Source organism: Xanthomonas citri pv. mangiferaeindicae (genome assembly GCA_002240395.1).
GTDB classification, from domain to species: Bacteria; Pseudomonadota; Gammaproteobacteria; order Xanthomonadales; family Xanthomonadaceae; genus Luteimonas; species Luteimonas citri_A.
Map to the genome: position 1 here is coordinate 172,817 of CP016836.1, position 15,189 is coordinate 188,005.

At 67.3% G+C, this 15,189-nt stretch carries 17 protein-coding genes; 11 read left to right on the top strand and 6 right to left on the bottom strand.

The window, feature by feature from the left end; all coding sequences use genetic code 11:
- Positions 1-50: 50 nt before the first annotated feature.
- Positions 51-671, bottom strand: a complete 621-nt coding sequence (locus BEN78_00800) for a CDP-diacylglycerol--serine O-phosphatidyltransferase (GenBank protein ID ASR42161.1) — start codon at positions 669-671, stop codon at positions 51-53.
- A gap of 129 nt (positions 672-800) precedes the next feature.
- Here BEN78_00800 and BEN78_00805 point away from each other — a divergent pair, with 129 nt between their 5' ends.
- The 5 genes from BEN78_00805 to BEN78_00825 all read left to right on the top strand — a co-directional run bounded on the left by BEN78_00805 (position 801) and on the right by BEN78_00825 (position 4,031).
- On the top strand, positions 801-1,652 hold the full coding sequence (locus BEN78_00805; protein ASR42162.1) for a hypothetical protein: 852 nt from the start codon (positions 801-803) through the stop codon (positions 1,650-1,652).
- A complete protein-coding gene (locus tag BEN78_00810) occupies positions 1,652-1,990 on the top strand; it encodes a hypothetical protein (GenBank protein ID ASR42163.1) in 339 nt (112 codons plus the stop codon). Before BEN78_00805 ends, BEN78_00810 begins: the two co-directional genes overlap by 1 nt.
- A complete protein-coding gene (locus BEN78_00815; GenBank protein ID ASR42164.1) occupies positions 1,987-2,193 on the top strand; it encodes an Arc family DNA binding domain-containing protein in 207 nt (68 codons plus the stop codon). The genes BEN78_00810 and BEN78_00815 overlap by 4 nt, the downstream gene beginning before the upstream one ends.
- Positions 2,194-2,358: 165 nt before the next feature.
- Positions 2,359-3,180: a hypothetical protein gene (locus tag BEN78_00820; protein ASR42165.1), complete on the top strand. Its 822-nt coding sequence runs from the start codon at positions 2,359-2,361 to the stop codon at positions 3,178-3,180.
- 56 nt (positions 3,181-3,236) lie between these two features.
- Entirely contained in the window at positions 3,237-4,031 is a 795-nt protein-coding gene (locus BEN78_00825) for a peptidase (protein ID ASR42166.1), read from the top strand.
- A 46-nt stretch (positions 4,032-4,077) separates the two neighbouring features.
- Here the strand turns inward: BEN78_00825 and BEN78_00830 are convergent, their stop codons facing one another.
- From BEN78_00830 to BEN78_00845, 4 genes are all read right to left on the bottom strand, one after another.
- Positions 4,078-4,446 carry a hypothetical protein gene (locus BEN78_00830; GenBank protein ASR42167.1) on the bottom strand — a complete coding sequence of 123 codons (369 nt, stop codon included), beginning with the start codon at positions 4,444-4,446 and terminating at the stop codon, positions 4,078-4,080.
- 114 nt (positions 4,447-4,560) lie between these two features.
- Positions 4,561-5,730 (bottom strand): polyketide cyclase, encoded by a 1,170-nt coding sequence (locus BEN78_00835; protein ASR42168.1) that lies wholly within the window; start codon positions 5,728-5,730, stop codon positions 4,561-4,563.
- A gap of 242 nt (positions 5,731-5,972) precedes the next feature.
- Positions 5,973-6,614 (bottom strand): DNA-binding response regulator, encoded by a 642-nt coding sequence (locus tag BEN78_00840; GenBank protein ID ASR42169.1) that lies wholly within the window; start codon positions 6,612-6,614, stop codon positions 5,973-5,975.
- Positions 6,615-6,637: 23 nt separating this feature from the next.
- Positions 6,638-7,828, bottom strand: a complete 1,191-nt coding sequence (locus tag BEN78_00845; GenBank protein ID ASR42170.1) for a two-component sensor histidine kinase — start codon at positions 7,826-7,828, stop codon at positions 6,638-6,640.
- A gap of 591 nt (positions 7,829-8,419) precedes the next feature.
- On the opposite strand from BEN78_00845, the gene BEN78_00850 reads away from it, so the two are divergent.
- From BEN78_00850 to BEN78_00875, 6 genes are all read left to right on the top strand, one after another.
- Positions 8,420-9,007 carry a GNAT family N-acetyltransferase gene (locus BEN78_00850; protein ASR42171.1) on the top strand — a complete coding sequence of 196 codons (588 nt, stop codon included), beginning with the start codon at positions 8,420-8,422 and terminating at the stop codon, positions 9,005-9,007.
- Positions 8,959-9,786 carry a septum site-determining protein MinC gene (locus BEN78_00855; protein ID ASR42172.1) on the top strand — a complete coding sequence of 276 codons (828 nt, stop codon included), beginning with the start codon at positions 8,959-8,961 and terminating at the stop codon, positions 9,784-9,786. Before BEN78_00850 ends, BEN78_00855 begins: the two co-directional genes overlap by 49 nt.
- A 25-nt stretch (positions 9,787-9,811) precedes the next feature.
- Positions 9,812-10,621 carry a septum site-determining protein MinD gene (locus BEN78_00860; GenBank protein ID ASR42173.1) on the top strand — a complete coding sequence of 270 codons (810 nt, stop codon included), beginning with the start codon at positions 9,812-9,814 and terminating at the stop codon, positions 10,619-10,621.
- 2 nt (positions 10,622-10,623) lie between these two features.
- Positions 10,624-10,887, top strand: coding sequence for a cell division topological specificity factor MinE (locus BEN78_00865; protein ASR44811.1), 264 nt, complete (start codon positions 10,624-10,626; stop codon positions 10,885-10,887).
- Between the two features lie 24 nt (positions 10,888-10,911).
- Entirely contained in the window at positions 10,912-11,421 is a 510-nt protein-coding gene (locus BEN78_00870) for a hypothetical protein (protein ASR44812.1), read from the top strand.
- 133 nt (positions 11,422-11,554) lie between these two features.
- A complete protein-coding gene (locus tag BEN78_00875; protein ASR42174.1) occupies positions 11,555-13,555 on the top strand; it encodes a peptidase M20 in 2,001 nt (666 codons plus the stop codon).
- Between the two features lie 336 nt (positions 13,556-13,891).
- On the opposite strand, the gene BEN78_00880 is transcribed toward BEN78_00875, so the two are convergent.
- The gene (locus BEN78_00880; protein ASR42175.1) at positions 13,892-15,151 is read right to left on the bottom strand and encodes a Bcr/CflA family drug resistance efflux transporter; all 1,260 of its coding nucleotides are present in this window, start codon (positions 15,149-15,151) and stop codon (positions 13,892-13,894) included.
- Between the last annotated feature and the right edge of the window lie 38 nt (positions 15,152-15,189).

Below are 15,189 nucleotides of genomic sequence, written 5' to 3' on the forward strand. Positions count from 1 at the left end.
CGCGCCCGCCGCAATCACATGACGCCTTCCCAGCCGCCTTGCGCCCTGCCCTAAGGCTTGGGGATACGCAGCGTCTTGCTGATCATCAGCGACCCCGACAGCGCGAACATCAGCACCAGCGGGTGCAGCGACCACGGCCCGAGCCGCACGTCGCCCAACCACAGCGCATCGCCGATCCGACCCTGCGCTGCAGCGATCGCGAGCACCACCACCAGCAGCAGACTGCTGGGGATCGGCGTGCCCTCGAAGAACTTCACCTTGTCGCCGCCATCGGCCAGAGTCTCGGCGGTGACGTTGTAGCGGGCCAACCGGCTGACGCCACAGCCGACGAAGAAGCTGAGCACGATCCAGTCCCAACCGCCCTGCATACCGCAGGCGTAGGCCAACGCCGCCGGCGCCAGACCGAACGAGATCACGTCGGCCAGCGAGTCGAGCTCACGCCCCAGCGTGGAGGCGACCTTGCGCCAGCGCGCGATGCGGCCGTCGAGCGCGTCGAACACGAACGCCAGCGGAATCAGCGCCATCCCGATCAGCAGATCGCGCACACCGCCGTCCTGCAGGAACCGCATCGCCGCGAACACCGCGCCGGTGCCGCAGACGGCGTTGGCCAGCGTGAACCAGTCGGCCAGATGGAAGTCGCGCAGCATCGAGAAATGGCGAGGGCGGTGCATCGAGACTCCAGGGCTGGGAGGGCATTGGTATCGGTATCGTGCCGCGGTGCCGGGCAGGCGCATGTGATCGCCGCTTGACAGAATGATATCTCATCGATATCACTTGGAGAACTCTCTGGGAGATGCCGCATGAAAGAGAATCCGATCCGCTCCTTCCCCGGCATCCCGGTGGTGGCCCTGCAACTGGTCGCGATCGCCGCGTGCGGCTGGCTGATGCTCTCCACCGGCGGCGCCCTGCCCGTGCTGGCGGTCGTGGCCGCGCTGCTGATCGCGTTCTCCGCACTCGGCCTGTACATGGTCGAGCCCAACCAAGCCGCGGTGCTGAGTCTGTTCGGCCGCTATGTCGGTACCGCGAAGGACAACGGGCTGCGCTGGAACAACCCCTTCCTGACCAAGAAGAAGGTGTCTTTGCGCGTGCGCAACTTCGAGAGCGGCCGACTGAAGGTCAACGAGCTCGACGGCAGCCCGATCGAGATCGCGGCGGTGATCGTGTGGCGCGTGGTCGACTCGGCCGAAGCGGTGTTCAACGTCGACAACTACGAGAGCTTCGTGCACATCCAGTCCGAAGCGGCGCTGCGCGCGATGGCGACCAGCTATCCCTACGACCAGCACGAGGACGGGCAGATCTCGCTGCGCAGCCACCCGGTCGAGATCTCCGACCGGCTCAAGGAACACCTCGACGAGCGCCTGGCATCGGCGGGCGTGGACGTGCTCGAGGCGCGGATCAGCCACCTGGCCTACGCCCCGGAAATCGCCCACGCGATGTTGCAGCGCCAGCAGGCCAACGCGGTGATCGCGGCGCGCACGCGGATCGTCGCCGGTGCAGTGGGCATGGTCGAGATGGCGCTGTCGGAACTGCAGAAAAGCGGCGTGGTCCAGCTCGACGAGGAGCGGCGTGCGGCGATGGTCAGCAACCTGCTGGTTGTGCTGTGCGCCGACCGCGGCACCCAGCCGGTGGTCAACGCAGGCTCGCTGTACTGATGGCCGCCCATCATGTCGTCGCGCTGGTGTTCGCGATCTTCGCGCTGCCGGCGTTCGTGTTCGCTCGCTGGCTGGGCGACGGCCGGCTGCCGCTGGCCGGCCACAGCCGCATGACCGTCCGCGACAAGGCCTTGCTCGACAGCCGGCTGGCGCGGTTGATGCGGATGGTCGGCGTGGCCACGCTGGCCACTGCGACCGGTATCGCGCTGTGGGGCGATGACGACCGCCGGCTGTCGATCTTGGCGGTGGTCATGGTGGTCGTGGTCAACGGGCTGGCGATTGCCTTCGTCTACACCGTCGCCCGCAGCAAGCGGCGCGCACGCGGCGGGCGCGGGTGAGCCCCCGCAAGGCCTATCCGCTGCGGATCGATGCCACGGTGCTGGCCGCGGTGCAGCGCTGGGCCGATGATGAGCTGCGCAGCGTCAACGCGCAGATCGAGTACGTCCTGCGCGATGCGCTGCGCCGGGCCGGCCGGTTGCCGCCACCCGGGCCACAGCCCGATCGCACCCCATCAGCATCCAAGGGAGATTCGCATGAGTGAGCGCTGGCAGTACAAGGTGCAGGAGATCAAGCCGGGCATGTTCGGTCTGAAGACCGAAACAGTCGAAGCCGAGCTGCAGGCGCTCGGTCAACAGGGCTGGGAACTGGTCGACGTGGTGCAGGCCGCGCCGTGGCAACCGATGGTGTTGTTCATGAAGCGCCGGGCATGAATGTCATCGCGGCGCCGCGCGTCCGCCAGGACCTGCGTGTGGCAGTGGCGCTCGCTGCGGCAGCGGCGCTGTCGACGGTCGCGGTGTTCCCCTATCTGATGCAACTCGCCCCGGGCCGGGCCGAAGCGTTGCCGGTGCCGCTGCCGGCCCTGATCGCGATCCAGGCGATGCAGATGTTCGTGCTCGCCACCCTGCTGGCCTGGGCCGGGTTGCGCATGGGCCATCGGATCGGACTGGGTGCGCCGCTGCTGCAGCGTTGGCTCAACCGCCATGGCCAGGCGCGGCTGGCGCCGCTGCAACCCTGGCGCGCCGCCGGCCTGGGTGCTGCCGCGGCCGTGGTCGTGCTGGCCTTGTCCGCGCTGCTCGACCCGCTGCTGCTGCCTCCAGCCAAGGTCGCGATGCAGGACATCGACGGCGCGCGCAGCGCGATGTACGGCCTGCTCGCCTCGTTCTACGGCGGCATCGTCGAGGAACTGCAACTGCGACTGTTTCTGATGACCCTGCTGGCCTGGGCCTTCACTTGGCTGCTGCGACGCGACCGCGGGTATGACGGCAGCTTGCCACCCGCCGCGGCGTGGAGCGCGATCCTCGGGGCGGCGCTGTTGTTCGGTGCTGGCCACCTGCCGGCAGCGGCCGGCGTCTGGGATCTCGATGCCGGCGTGATCGCGCGCACGGTGCTGCTCAACGCGCTCGCCGGCGTTGCGTTCGGCTGGCTGTACTGGAAGCGCGGTCTGGAGATGGCGATCGTGGCCCACTTCACGGCCGATCTCGTGCTGCACGTACTGATGCCGCTGCTGATGCCGCACACGGTGCTGTGAGCACCGGCGCCTGCGAGCGTCGTGCACGGCCGGGGCACGGCCGCTAAGCTCGCACGATGCGTCGACCGCCTGCTGCCGTTCTCTTCAACACCCCGGACATCGAGCTGTGGCCGGCCACGCTGCTGCGTGCGCGTGCCAACCGCGATGCCCGCGTGCTTGCGCGCGCGTCGTGGGTGCTGCGGCGCAAACGCGACGGCCGCTATCTGGCCGCGCTGCTGCCCGAGGGGCTGATGCCGCTGCTGCCCGACTGGCGCCGCACCGCCGGGCTCGATGCTGCGCTGGACCTGCTCGACACATCGCCGTCCTCGATCCCCTCCACTCCGCCCGACACACTGTCGGTGGCGCGGTTGCAGACGCGCCTGGACGGCCTGGGCATCGAGGCGCACGCCTACGCCGCCCGCACCGGCCTGTCGCTGGTGCCCGAGCCGGCCTGGCTGGCCTTCGCCGGCGTCGACCGCTATCGAAGGCCACTGTGGCTGGAGGCCAAGGCGGCCCGCGCCTGGGCGCGGATGCGCGAGGCCGCATGGGGCGACGGCATCGTGCTGGAGGCGATTTCCGGCTACCGCAGCCACGACTACCAACTCGGCATTTTCGAGCGCAAACGCGCCCGCGGCCTCGATGTGGACGCCATCCTCGAAGTCAACGCCGCCCCGGGCTACAGCGAGCACCATTCGGGCAGCGCGCTCGACATCGGCACGCCCGGCGAGCCCAGCGCCGAGACCTCGTTCGAGGCGACGCCGGCGTTCGCCTGGCTGACGCGCCACGCGGCCGAGCACGGCTTTGCAATGAGCTACCCGCAGGGCAATCCCCACGGCATCGTCTACGAGCCGTGGCACTGGCGCCACCGCTGACGCGGCCGGGCGCGTCAGCGGCGCCAGCGTGCCCGGTGACGTGGTCTCAGCGTCGCGGCGTGCGCAATGCCGAGATCGCGTAGAGCAGCCAGCCGAACATCGTCAGGCCACCGCCCCAGGGTGCGAACGCCGACGGCCCACCGAGCAGATGGCGCGAGACGACCGCACCGGCGAACAGCAAGGTGCCAGCCAGCAGCGCCAGCAACGCCAGTTTTGCCATCGGATCACGCAGGCCTCGCGCCAACGCTGCCAGCGCGATGCCGTGACCGAACGCGAACACCGCGGCCGCCTGCAACGCCGCACGCGCGTCGCCTTCCATCCCGTGGTTGGCGTAGGCCGCCAGTGCGACGGCCACCCCGGCCAACAGCGCGCCGGCCGCCGCCAGGCCCGATGCATTCCCTTCGTATCTGCGCAAGACACTCCCCCTGTCCTGGGGCACCGTGACGATGCCCGGTTTCCCAACGCAACACGCCGCATCCAATGGATGCGGCGTGCGCGTGATCCTGTGTCGCGGTACGAAGACCGCCGCTTACGGCTGCTGGCGCAAGGTCCAGAAGACTTCGAACTCGCCGTTCTCGGTGAACGCGGCCTCGATGCCGTTGCGGTAGGACTCGTACGGACGATCGGTGACCTCGTAGCCCTGGGTCAGCGCCCAGGCACGCACGGCGTTGCGGACGTTGTCCAGCTCGGCCATGAAGCCCTTGTAGTTGGCCTTGGCAACGCGACCGCGCGGCAAGTACACATACTTCACCGGGCCCAGCAGTTCGAGGTCGGACAGCTCGGCGGCATCGGTGGCCGGGGCCTCGACCGGTGCAGCGGCAACCTGTGCATCGGCCTCACCCTCGCTGTCGCCTTCGGCCGCAGCGGCAGGCGCGGCCGGGCCGGTGCCCTTGGCGCGGACCGGCAGCGCGATATCGAAGGTGTAGGTCTCGCGGCCCAGCTCGGTGGTGATGACGCGCAGCGGACCGGCGGCTTCCAGATCATTGGCCGCCATCGTGCGGTTGATCCACTCCAGGTTGGCCTTCATCGAATCCTGGATGACCTGGTTGTTGCGCTCCACCGCGCCGGCGCTGACGACCAGCAGGTTCTCGGCCGGACGGTCGACCGCCGCCAGATCCGACAGCGTGCTGCCCTCGACCCGATAGTCGACGTTGGGCACGGCGGCCAGCAGGTTGCCCATCTGGCCCAGGCCCAGCTTCATGTCGTCGCCGACGTTGCGGCTGACGTACAGGCCGGCGAAGCGACCGAGCAGATCCCAGCCGTAATCGACGTTGTAGGTCTGGGTGATCTCGATGTTGCGGTTGTTGCGCCCGGTCGGCTTCAACGTGAAGGTCATCTTCTTGTTGTCGCCGCGCTGCGGATTCTCGACCGCGTAGACCACGCGCTTGTCGGGATCGGATTCGGTGATCTCCCAGTGGCCCTGGCCGATGCGCTTGTCCTCGGAGGCGTAGTCGACGCGGGCGCCGACGCCGGCATCCGGGCCGGAGAGCTTGAGCTGGACGGCGGGATCGTAGCGAGGAATCGGCGACCAGTCCTTGAAGCGACGGACGCTATTGATCGTGTCGAACACGATCGACTGCCGACGGTTGGTCTCGACAGATTCGGTCAACGTGCGGCTGGACGGAAGCAGCACGGCCACCACCAGGAACAGCACGGCGACGATGACGCAAGAGATCAGCAGTTCGAGCAGACGGGTCATTCAGGGTTCTCCAGGACCAATTCCGGCCTGAGGCGGCACAGACCGGCAATCGTAGCAAGATTGTATTGCCGCGGGCGAGCGATGTTGCGAGCGAATCGACGGCCGCGATCGCGCCTTCGCATCGCGGTCGACAGCGGCCGGGGACGCCGCCTGGGGCCGCGCACGACACCGGTGTCGTGCAGAGGCTGCCGGAGCGGCCTCGCTACCCCGGCCACCGCGCCGGCCAACCGCGTCCTCCCGGCTCAGACCAGTTGCAGCTCGAAGGCCTTGAGCACGGCGCGGGTGCGGTCGCGCACGCCGAGTTTGGACAGAATATTGGAGACGTGGTTCTTGATCGTGCCTTCGGCCACGCCCAGCGAATTGGCGATCTCCTTGTTGGAGAAGCCGCCGGCCATCAGCCGCAGGATCTCGGTCTCGCGGTCGGTCAGTGGGTCGGGCCGATCGAGACTGACGAACTCGTTGCGCATCTGCTCCAGGCCGGTCAGCAGACGCTGGGTCACCGCCGGCTGCACCAGCGAGCCGCCGTCGGCGACCGTACGGATCGCGCCGACCAGTTGCTCGAGCGACACGTCTTTGAGCAGGTAGCCCTTCGCGCCGGCCTTCAGGCCGGCCAGCACCAGTTGGTCGTCGTCGAAGGTGGTCAGGATGATCGTCGGCGGCAGCGCGTCGGCGCGCGCCAGCGACTGCAGCGCCTCGAGCCCGGACATCGCCGGCATGCGCATGTCCATCAGCACCACGTCGGGCTTGAGGCCGGGGATCAGGTCGACCGCCTGGCGGCCATCGGCGGCCTCGCCGACGACCTCGATGCCGCCGTCGAGCGCGAGCAGCGAGCGGATGCCCTGGCGGACAAGGGTCTGGTCGTCGACCAGGCAGACTCGGATCATGGGGCCTCCCAACGAATGCGGGCTCACGGCGGCGGGGACGTGGCGGTGCGGGGTGCAGCATCGCGCAGGCGGGCGTCATCCGCCAGCGGCAATTCCAGGCGCAGTACGAAGCCGCTGCCTGGCGCGGTCTCGACCTGCAGGGTGCCGCCATAGGCAGCCAGCCGCTCGCGCATGCCGGTCAGGCCGTTGCCGGCCCGGGCGACATCGGCGCCGCGGCCGTCGTCGCGGGCATCGAGCCGGATCGCACCGGCGTCCTGCACGTAGCGCAGGCGCAGCAGACTGGCACCGGAATGGCGCACGGCATTGGTGATGATTTCCTGGGTACAGCGCAGCAGCACGTGCGCGCGCTCAGGGTCGTCGACCAGGAACTGTTGCGGCATCTGCATGTCGATCCGCAGGCTCGGCACGTTCTCGGCCAGCGGCAGCAAGGTGGCGCGCATATCGATCGCATCGTCGTCGCGCAGCTGGCTGACTGCCTCGCGCACGTCGCTGAGCAGCAGCTTGGCCAGCGTCTGCGCCTGGCCCACATGCTCCTGCGCCTGCCCGCTGGCCAGATGGCTGGCGATCTCCAGGTTCAGGCTCAACGCCGTCAGGTGGTGGCCCAGCAGGTCATGCAGTTCGCGCGAGATGCGCGTGCGCTCGTTGACGCGCACGCTCTCGGCCAGCAGCGCACGGGTCGCGCGCAGCTCGGCGTTGAGCCGGCGCTGCTCTTCCCGGCCTTGACTCTGTTGACGACCTGCCAAACTAGTAAAAAAGACAAAGCCCGTGACGCCTAAATAAAGAAGCGTCTGCATAATCGCCTCACCCAGCGACAATCCAACGCCATAAACATAGATCGGAATTAATGCCGCCTCGCAAAATGAGAGAAAAACCAACCCCAAAGCAACCGGCATCACCCAAGGCAGCAAAGATGCGGACACCATTAACAAAATGTTCCCCAAACCACTTCCGCTGTAAAAACTCACTGCACCAGCGCAAGAATTAAGCAGAACTATCAAAAAATATTCTCTCCCTCCCACGTTAGTTTGCCCAATTGAACGAGCCAGCCACCCATAGCAAACTCCATAGCCCAACCAAGCGCACCACAACCCCCAAAAATAAAAATCAGCCCCCGGATTAAAAACAAAATCAGATGAAGGGCCGCGATCGTAAGCTAGAAAAATGAGCGGCATGACAATGACGCCCCATGTAAATAGCCCCGCATAGCGCAACATCACACCAGGAGAAGCAGAAACGCCCTTCAATTAAGATCCCCAAATCAATTAAAATTATTTAAAATAAAATACGCCAAAAAAGCAAAAAGGCCTCACAAATGTGAGGCCTTTTCATTAAAATCTAAATATCACTTAAGCCTACACTTCCCGACCGGCATCATACCCGTAGAAGCACATATAGCCCGAGGAGTATTAGCTGGCGCCACATTGACTTTGGGAGCAGACTGACTGGAAGAACCCCGAGCACCGTTAGTCGAAGAGGTCAATGCACGAAAAGCCGAGGCCGACGCTTCACCGCCCCTGGCAGTCGACGGACCGGAAGCACTCTGAGCACTAGCGGCCGAAGACATCAGCGCACCAAACGCAAGAACAGCAACTGAGAAGATGGCAGAAGTACGCACAATGAAGATCCTTTTCTTGAGCCTCAACACGAGGCGCTGTGGTTTTCGCATAAGTCGCCGAGATGAGTCAAGAGCCGCGCTATCGTACGCCCCCCTCCCCCGGTTCGCCTAACGGCCGACTCATGCGACAATAGATGAAGTCACACAGCTTTTTGCAACCCAAAGTCGTTTGCACACAATGGAGTCTGGAATGTCGATCGTCGTCCGCGACGTGCATGCGCACGAGCTGGATTCCATCCTCGAACTCAACAACGCCGCTGGCCCGTCGATCCTGCCTCTGGATGCCGCCCGCCTCCGCCGCCTGTACGACACCGCCGAGTACTTCCGCGTCGCCGAGCGCGACGAGGCCATGGTGGGCTTTCTGATCGGCTTCGGTTCAGGCAGCGGCCACGACAGCAGCAACTACGCCTGGTTCGGCGCGCACTACCCCGAATTCTTCTACATCGACCGCATCGTGGTCGCCAGCCGTCGCCGTGGCGGCGGTGTGGGACGGGCGTTCTACGCCGACGTGCAGAGCTACGCCGAGGTCCGCTACCCGCTGCTCACCTGCGAGGTCTTCGTCGAGCACGACAATGATCCGGTGCGGCTGTTCCATGGCGGCTTCGGCTTCCGCGAGGTCGGCCAGCACGTCATGCCCGGCACCGACCTGCGCGCCTCGATGCTGGTCAAGGACATGTGCAGCTATCCCTGGGTGCGCGACACCTACGGCGGCCGGCTGCCCGACACCGCATGGCTCAGGCCCCGGCAGCTGCCGGCCGGCGCAGGGGCGGCCGCCTGATGGCCGGCCAGCTCGCGCCCGCACCCGCGACCGATTTCGAACCGGCCGGCGAACTGAAGATCGGCCAGGTCGGCATTGCCAATCTGCGCATCCGCACGCTCGACGTCGCCCGGTTGGGCGAGGAGATGCGCAGCCGCGTGACCCGCGCACCCAAGCTGTTCGAGCGGGCGGCGGTGATCCTCGACTTCGGCGGCCTGCCCGCGACCCCGGACCCGGCGACCGCGCAGGCGCTGATCGATGCGCTGCGCGAGGCCGGCGCACTGCCGGTCGCGCTGGCCTGGGGCAGCAGCGACAACGCACTGCTCGCGCAGGCGCTCGGCCTGCCGCTGCTGTCGAAATTCCGCGCCCAGTACGAGAACGCGGACGCCGCCGCCGTGCCCGCGCCCTCCCCGGCGCGCGCAGCGCCTGCTCCGGCTACCCCACCGCCGGCGCCCGCACAGGCGGCCGCCGAACCGGGACTGATGCAGACCACGGCGGTGCGCTCGGGCCAGCAGCTCTACGCCCGCAACCGCGACCTGACGGTGATGTCGCAGGTCGGCGCCGGCGCCGAGGTCATCGCCGACGGCTCGATCCATATCTACGGCCCACTGCGCGGCCGCGCGCTGGCCGGCGCCCAGGGCAACCGCAATGCCCGCATCTTCTGCCGCAGTTTCCACGCCGAACTGGTGGCCGTGGCGGGGCAGTACAAGGTGCTGGAAGATATTCCGCGCGAGCTCCACGGCAAGGCCGTCCAGGTCTGGCTGGAGCATGAAGAACTCAAGATCGCCGCACTCGAGTGACGGCGGCACACCCAGGAGACGTGTTTTGGCTGAAATCATCGTAGTCACATCGGGCAAGGGCGGGGTCGGCAAGACCACCACCAGCGCCAGCATCGCCAGCGGGCTGGCCCGGCAGGGCAAGCGCACCGCGGTCGTCGACTTCGACGTCGGCCTGCGCAACCTCGACCTGATCATGGGCTGCGAGCGCCGCGTGGTGTACGACCTGGTCAACGTCGTCCAGGGCGAGGCCTCGCTCAAGCAGGCGCTGATCAAGGACAAGCGTTTCGACAACCTCTATGTGCTCGCCGCCTCGCAGACCCGCGACAAGGACGCGCTGACCAAGGAGGGCGTGGAGCGGGTGCTCAAGGAACTCGCCGACGACGGCTTCGACTTCGTGATCTGCGACTCGCCGGCCGGTATCGAGAAAGGCGCGTTTCTAGCGATGTACTTCGCCGACCGCGCGATCGTGGTGGTCAATCCCGAGGTCTCCTCGGTGCGCGACTCCGACCGCGTCATCGGCCTGCTGCAGTCCAAGACCCGCCGCGCCGAGTCGGGCGAGCGCGTGCAGGAACACCTGCTGCTGACCCGTTACAGCCCGGTCCGCGTGGAAAGCGGCGAGATGCTGTCGATCGCCGACGTCGAAGAGGTGCTGGGGCTCAAGACCATCGGCGTGATCCCCGAATCGGGCGACGTGCTCAATGCGTCCAACAAGGGTGAGCCGGTGATCCTCGACGCCCAGTCGATCGCCGGCCAGGCCTACGACGATGCGGTCGCGCGACTGCTCGGCCAGGAGCGTCCGCTGCGCTTCACCACCACGGAGAAGAAGGGCTTCTTCAGCAAGCTGTTCGGAGGTTGATGATGGCCCTGTTCGATTTCCTCAAGCCCAAGAAGAACACCGCGACGATTGCCAAGGACCGCTTGCGCATCATCGTGGCCCAGGAGCGGACCAGCCGCAACGCCCCCGACTATCTGCCGCTGCTGCAGCGCGAATTGCTCGAAGTGATCCGCAAGTACGTCAGCATCGATGTCGATGCGGTCAAGGTGGACCTGGTCAAGGACGGCGACAACGACGTGCTCGACATCTCGGTCGCCCTGCCCGACGAGCGCATCACCCCGGCCTGAGCCGACGTGCCCTCGCCCTCCAGCATTTCGGCGACATCCACTGTGCCGCCGCATGCGGTCGCCGCGCCCGTGCTGTGCCTGGCCGACATCGGCTTCGAGGCGCCGACGGCGCTGTTGCGGCGCTACGGGCTGCAGTTGCATCGCATCGCCCCGGGGCTGCCGATTCCCGGCAGTTACTGGGGCGAGAGCGAGGCCGGCATCATCGGCTGCGACGTGCATGCGCGCGACGACACGCCGGTGCATTCGCTGTTGCACGAGGCCTGCCATCTGATCGTGCTGCCGCCCGAGCGCCGGGCGGCGGTGCACACCGACGCCACCGACTCGGTCGAGGAGGAGGACGCGACCTGCTATCTGCAGATCGTGCTCGCGCAGGCGCTGCCGGGCGTGGGCAGCGCGCGCCTGATGGCCGACATGGATGCCTGGGGTTACACCTTCCGGCTGGGCTCGGCGCAGGCCTGGTTCGAGCACGATGCCGAAGATGCGCGTGCGTGGCTGATCGCGCGCAGCCTGTTGCCGGCGCCCGTTTCCGACTGAATACGGGCGTGGGTGCGGTACCGCATCGCCTCGTCGCTGGACGCCGCCCCCAGCCACCGGCCGCAGGCCCTCACTTGCGGCGCTGCAACCGGCGCACTAGCCTCCCGGTTCCTTCTGTACACCGGATGTCGCCGTGACCCATCGCCACGCCCTGCTCGCCCTCGCGGTCGCCGCGAGCCTGACGCTCGCCGGCTGCAACCGCTCGGCCTCGCCCGATGCCACGACGCCGGCCGCATCCACGGCGCCCGAGGGCGAGACGGCCGACCAGTTCATCGCGCGCGTGAACGACGAGATGCGCACACTGATGCCCGAACTGACCGCCTCGCAGTGGCTGTCGGCGACCTATATCAACGACGACAGCCAGTTGCTGGCGGCCAAGTACAACGAGCGCTACCTCGCCCAGCTCAACAGCTGGATCGAACAATCGCGCAAGTTCGAAGGCCAGCAGATGTCGCCCGAGACCGCCCGCGCCATCAACCTGCTCAAGCTTGGCGCTTCGATGCCGCCGCCGCGCAATCCCCAACACCTGGCCGAACTGACCAAGATCGCCTCGAAGATGGAAGGCACCTACGGCGCCGGCCAGTACTGCACCGGCGAAGGCGAGGCGCGCAGCTGCCGCCAGCTCGGTCAGCTCGAGGACGTGCTGCGCAGCAGCCGCGACTACGACGCGCAGCTCGACGCCTGGCAGGGCTGGCACACGATCGCCCAGCCGATGCGCGGCGATTACACGCGCTTCGTCGAGCTGGTCAACGAAGGCGCGCGCGACCTGGGCTTTGCCGATGCCGGCGAGGCCTGGCGCTCGGGCTACGACATGCCGCCGGCCGAACTGGCCGCCGAGACCGATCGCCTGTGGGGCCAGGTCAAGCCGCTGTACGAACAGCTGCACTGCTACGCGCGCGGGCGGCTGGAAGCGCGCTATCCCGGTCGCGGCACGGTCGAGGGCGGGCTGCTGCCCGCCCACCTGATGGGCAACATGTGGCAGCAGGACTGGAGCAACCTGTGGGACGTGCTGCAGCCCTACCCCAACGCCGGCGACCTCGACATCACCGGCGCGTTGGAGAAGAACTACCAGGTGCTGCTCAACGAGCGGATGGTCAAGGAGAACGCGCTGATCGATTCCGACCGTCGCGCCGACATCGCCCACGCCGCGCAGACCGACAACGCCAAACGCATGAACGAGCGCGCGCAGGACTTCTACGTCTCGCTCGGCATGCCCAAGCTGCCCGACAGCTACTGGGCCAAGACGCAGTTCATCAAACCGCGCGACCGCGACGTGGTCTGCCACGCCAGCGCCTGGGACATGGGCGGCAAGATCGACGGCCAGCCGGACGTGCGCACCAAGATGTGCACCAAGCCGAACGAGGAAGACTTCACGACGATCTACCACGAGCTCGGCCACGTCTATTACTACCTCGCCTACAACGGCCGACCGCCGCTGTTCCAGAGCGGCGCGCACGACGGCTTCCACGAAGCGATCGGCGACACGATCGTGCTGGCGATGACGCCCAAGTATCTGCAGTCGATCGGCCTGGTCGGCGAGCAGCAGCAGTCGCAGGAATCGCTGGTCAATTCGCAGATGCGCATGGCGCTGGCGAAGGTGTCGTTCCTGCCGTTCGGGCTGATGATCGACCGCTGGCGCTGGGGCGTGTTCGACGGTTCGATCACGCCGGACAACTACAACGCCGCATGGTGGTCGCTCAAGGCGCAGTACCAGGGCGTGGCACCGGCGACGCCGCGCGGCGAGGCGTTCTTCGATGCCGGCGCCAAGTACCACGTGCCGGGCAACACGCCCTACACGCGCTACTTCCTCTCGCACGTGCTGCAGTTCCAGTTCTACAAGGCGCTGTGCGATGCGTCGGGTCACACCGGTCCGCTGTACGAGTGCAGTTTCTACGGCAACAAGGCGGCCGGCGAGAAGTTCTGGGCGATGCTCGAGAAGGGCAACAGCCAGCCCTGGCAGCAGACGCTCAAGGAACTGACCGGCGGCGAGACGATGGACGCTGCACCGGTGCTCGAGTATTTCGCTCCGTTGCAGACTTGGCTCCAGCAGCAGAACGAAGGCCGCAACTGCGGCTGGAGCGCACCAGCCGCCGCGCAGTCGCCAGCGCCGGCCGCGACGCCTGTACGGGGCTAAGCGGCCTACACCGGCGACGTTGCGCCTAGCCGAAGCCTGGTGGCAGACGCCGCGACAGCGGACTGACGGCCGGTGGCCGCGTCGAGCGCGCCATGGGTGAGCCCGCTCTGTCTGCGCGGCATGCCGCGCGAGCGTGCGAACGCCCGGCGCGCTGCGCCGGGCCGGACCGATCCGCGACGCGGAGCGGCGCGCGCCCGAGTCAGGACAGGATGTCCTGCCGAGGGAAGAGCGGCTTCCGGCTGGCAGGCCGCTGCCTCTACGAAGTGGAACTCATATCCCGCGCTTATCAAAAGCGTCAGGACATATCTCTCTCCGCTGCTCGACCGTGAAAGCCCGCTACAGCGGTTCGGTCGGTATCGGGGCAGCCTCGTGCGCGGGGGTCGAGGGCGGCGCACCACGCGCCAGTTCGGCGCGCCAGAACAGCCAGCCCAGCAGCATGAAGCCGGCCGAAGTGATGGCCAGCGCGCGTGGATGCGGGCTGACCAACGGCGAGAGCACGCCCGCGGCAACCGCGTTGAGCACCAGGCCGACGAAGGCCTGCAGCGACGATGCCGAGCCACGCTGCCGCGGATACATGTCCAGCACGGCGAGCGTGAGGATCGGGAACACGAGCGCGATGCCGAACGAGTTGAGCATCATCGGCAGCACCGCCCACGGCACTGCCGGCTGATCGACCAGCAAGTTGTAGCCAAGGTTCGCGACCATCGCCACGCCGCTGCAGGCAAAGCCGATGTTCGCCAATCGCGGCCCGCTGATCCGCCCCGCCGCCCGCCCCGACACCCAGGCGCCGAGCATCATGCCGGTGATCATCGGGATGAAGAACCAGCCGAACTGGCGCTCATTGAGGCGCAGCACATCGATGACGAACACCGGCGTCGAGGCGATGTACAGAAACAGCGCCGAAAAATTGAACGCGCCGGCCGCGGCGATGCGCTGGAACCGCCGGTTGGCGGCAATCGCCGCATAGCCACGCAACAACCGCGCCGGCGCCAGCGAGATCCGGGCCTCGGCCGGATGGGTCTCCGGCAGTCGGCGCCAACACACCGCCAGCAGCACCAGCGAGAACGCCACCAGGAACCAGAAGATCAGCGGCCAGCGGCCCCAGCCCAGTAGCCAGCCACCGATCACCGGCGCGATCGCCGGCGCGATGCCGAAGATCATCGACACCTGGCTCATCAGCCGCTGCGCATCGTCGCCATGCAGCACGTCGCGGATCACCGCACGCCCGACGATCAGACCCACGCCCGCCGACAGCCCCTGCAACGCACGGAACGCCAGCAACGCGCCGAGACTGGTCGACAGCGCGCAGCCGATCGAGGCGACGACGAACACCGCCAGCCCGCCCAGGATCACCCGCCGCCGCCCGAGCGCGTCCGACAGCGGCCCATGCACGACGCTCATCAGCGCATAGGCGACCAGATACACCGAGATGGTCTGCTGCATCGCCGCTGCATCCGCGCCCAGGTCCGCACCAATCGCCGGAAACGCCGGGAAGATGGTGTCGATCGAGAACGGGCCGAACATCGCCAGCCCGGCAAGCAGCAGGGTCAACAGGCGGATCGGAACCTGGGGCGACGGCGATGGCGTCACGGCCATCGCCGGACGCTCCGGCATGGACAAGCGCGCATAGGGAG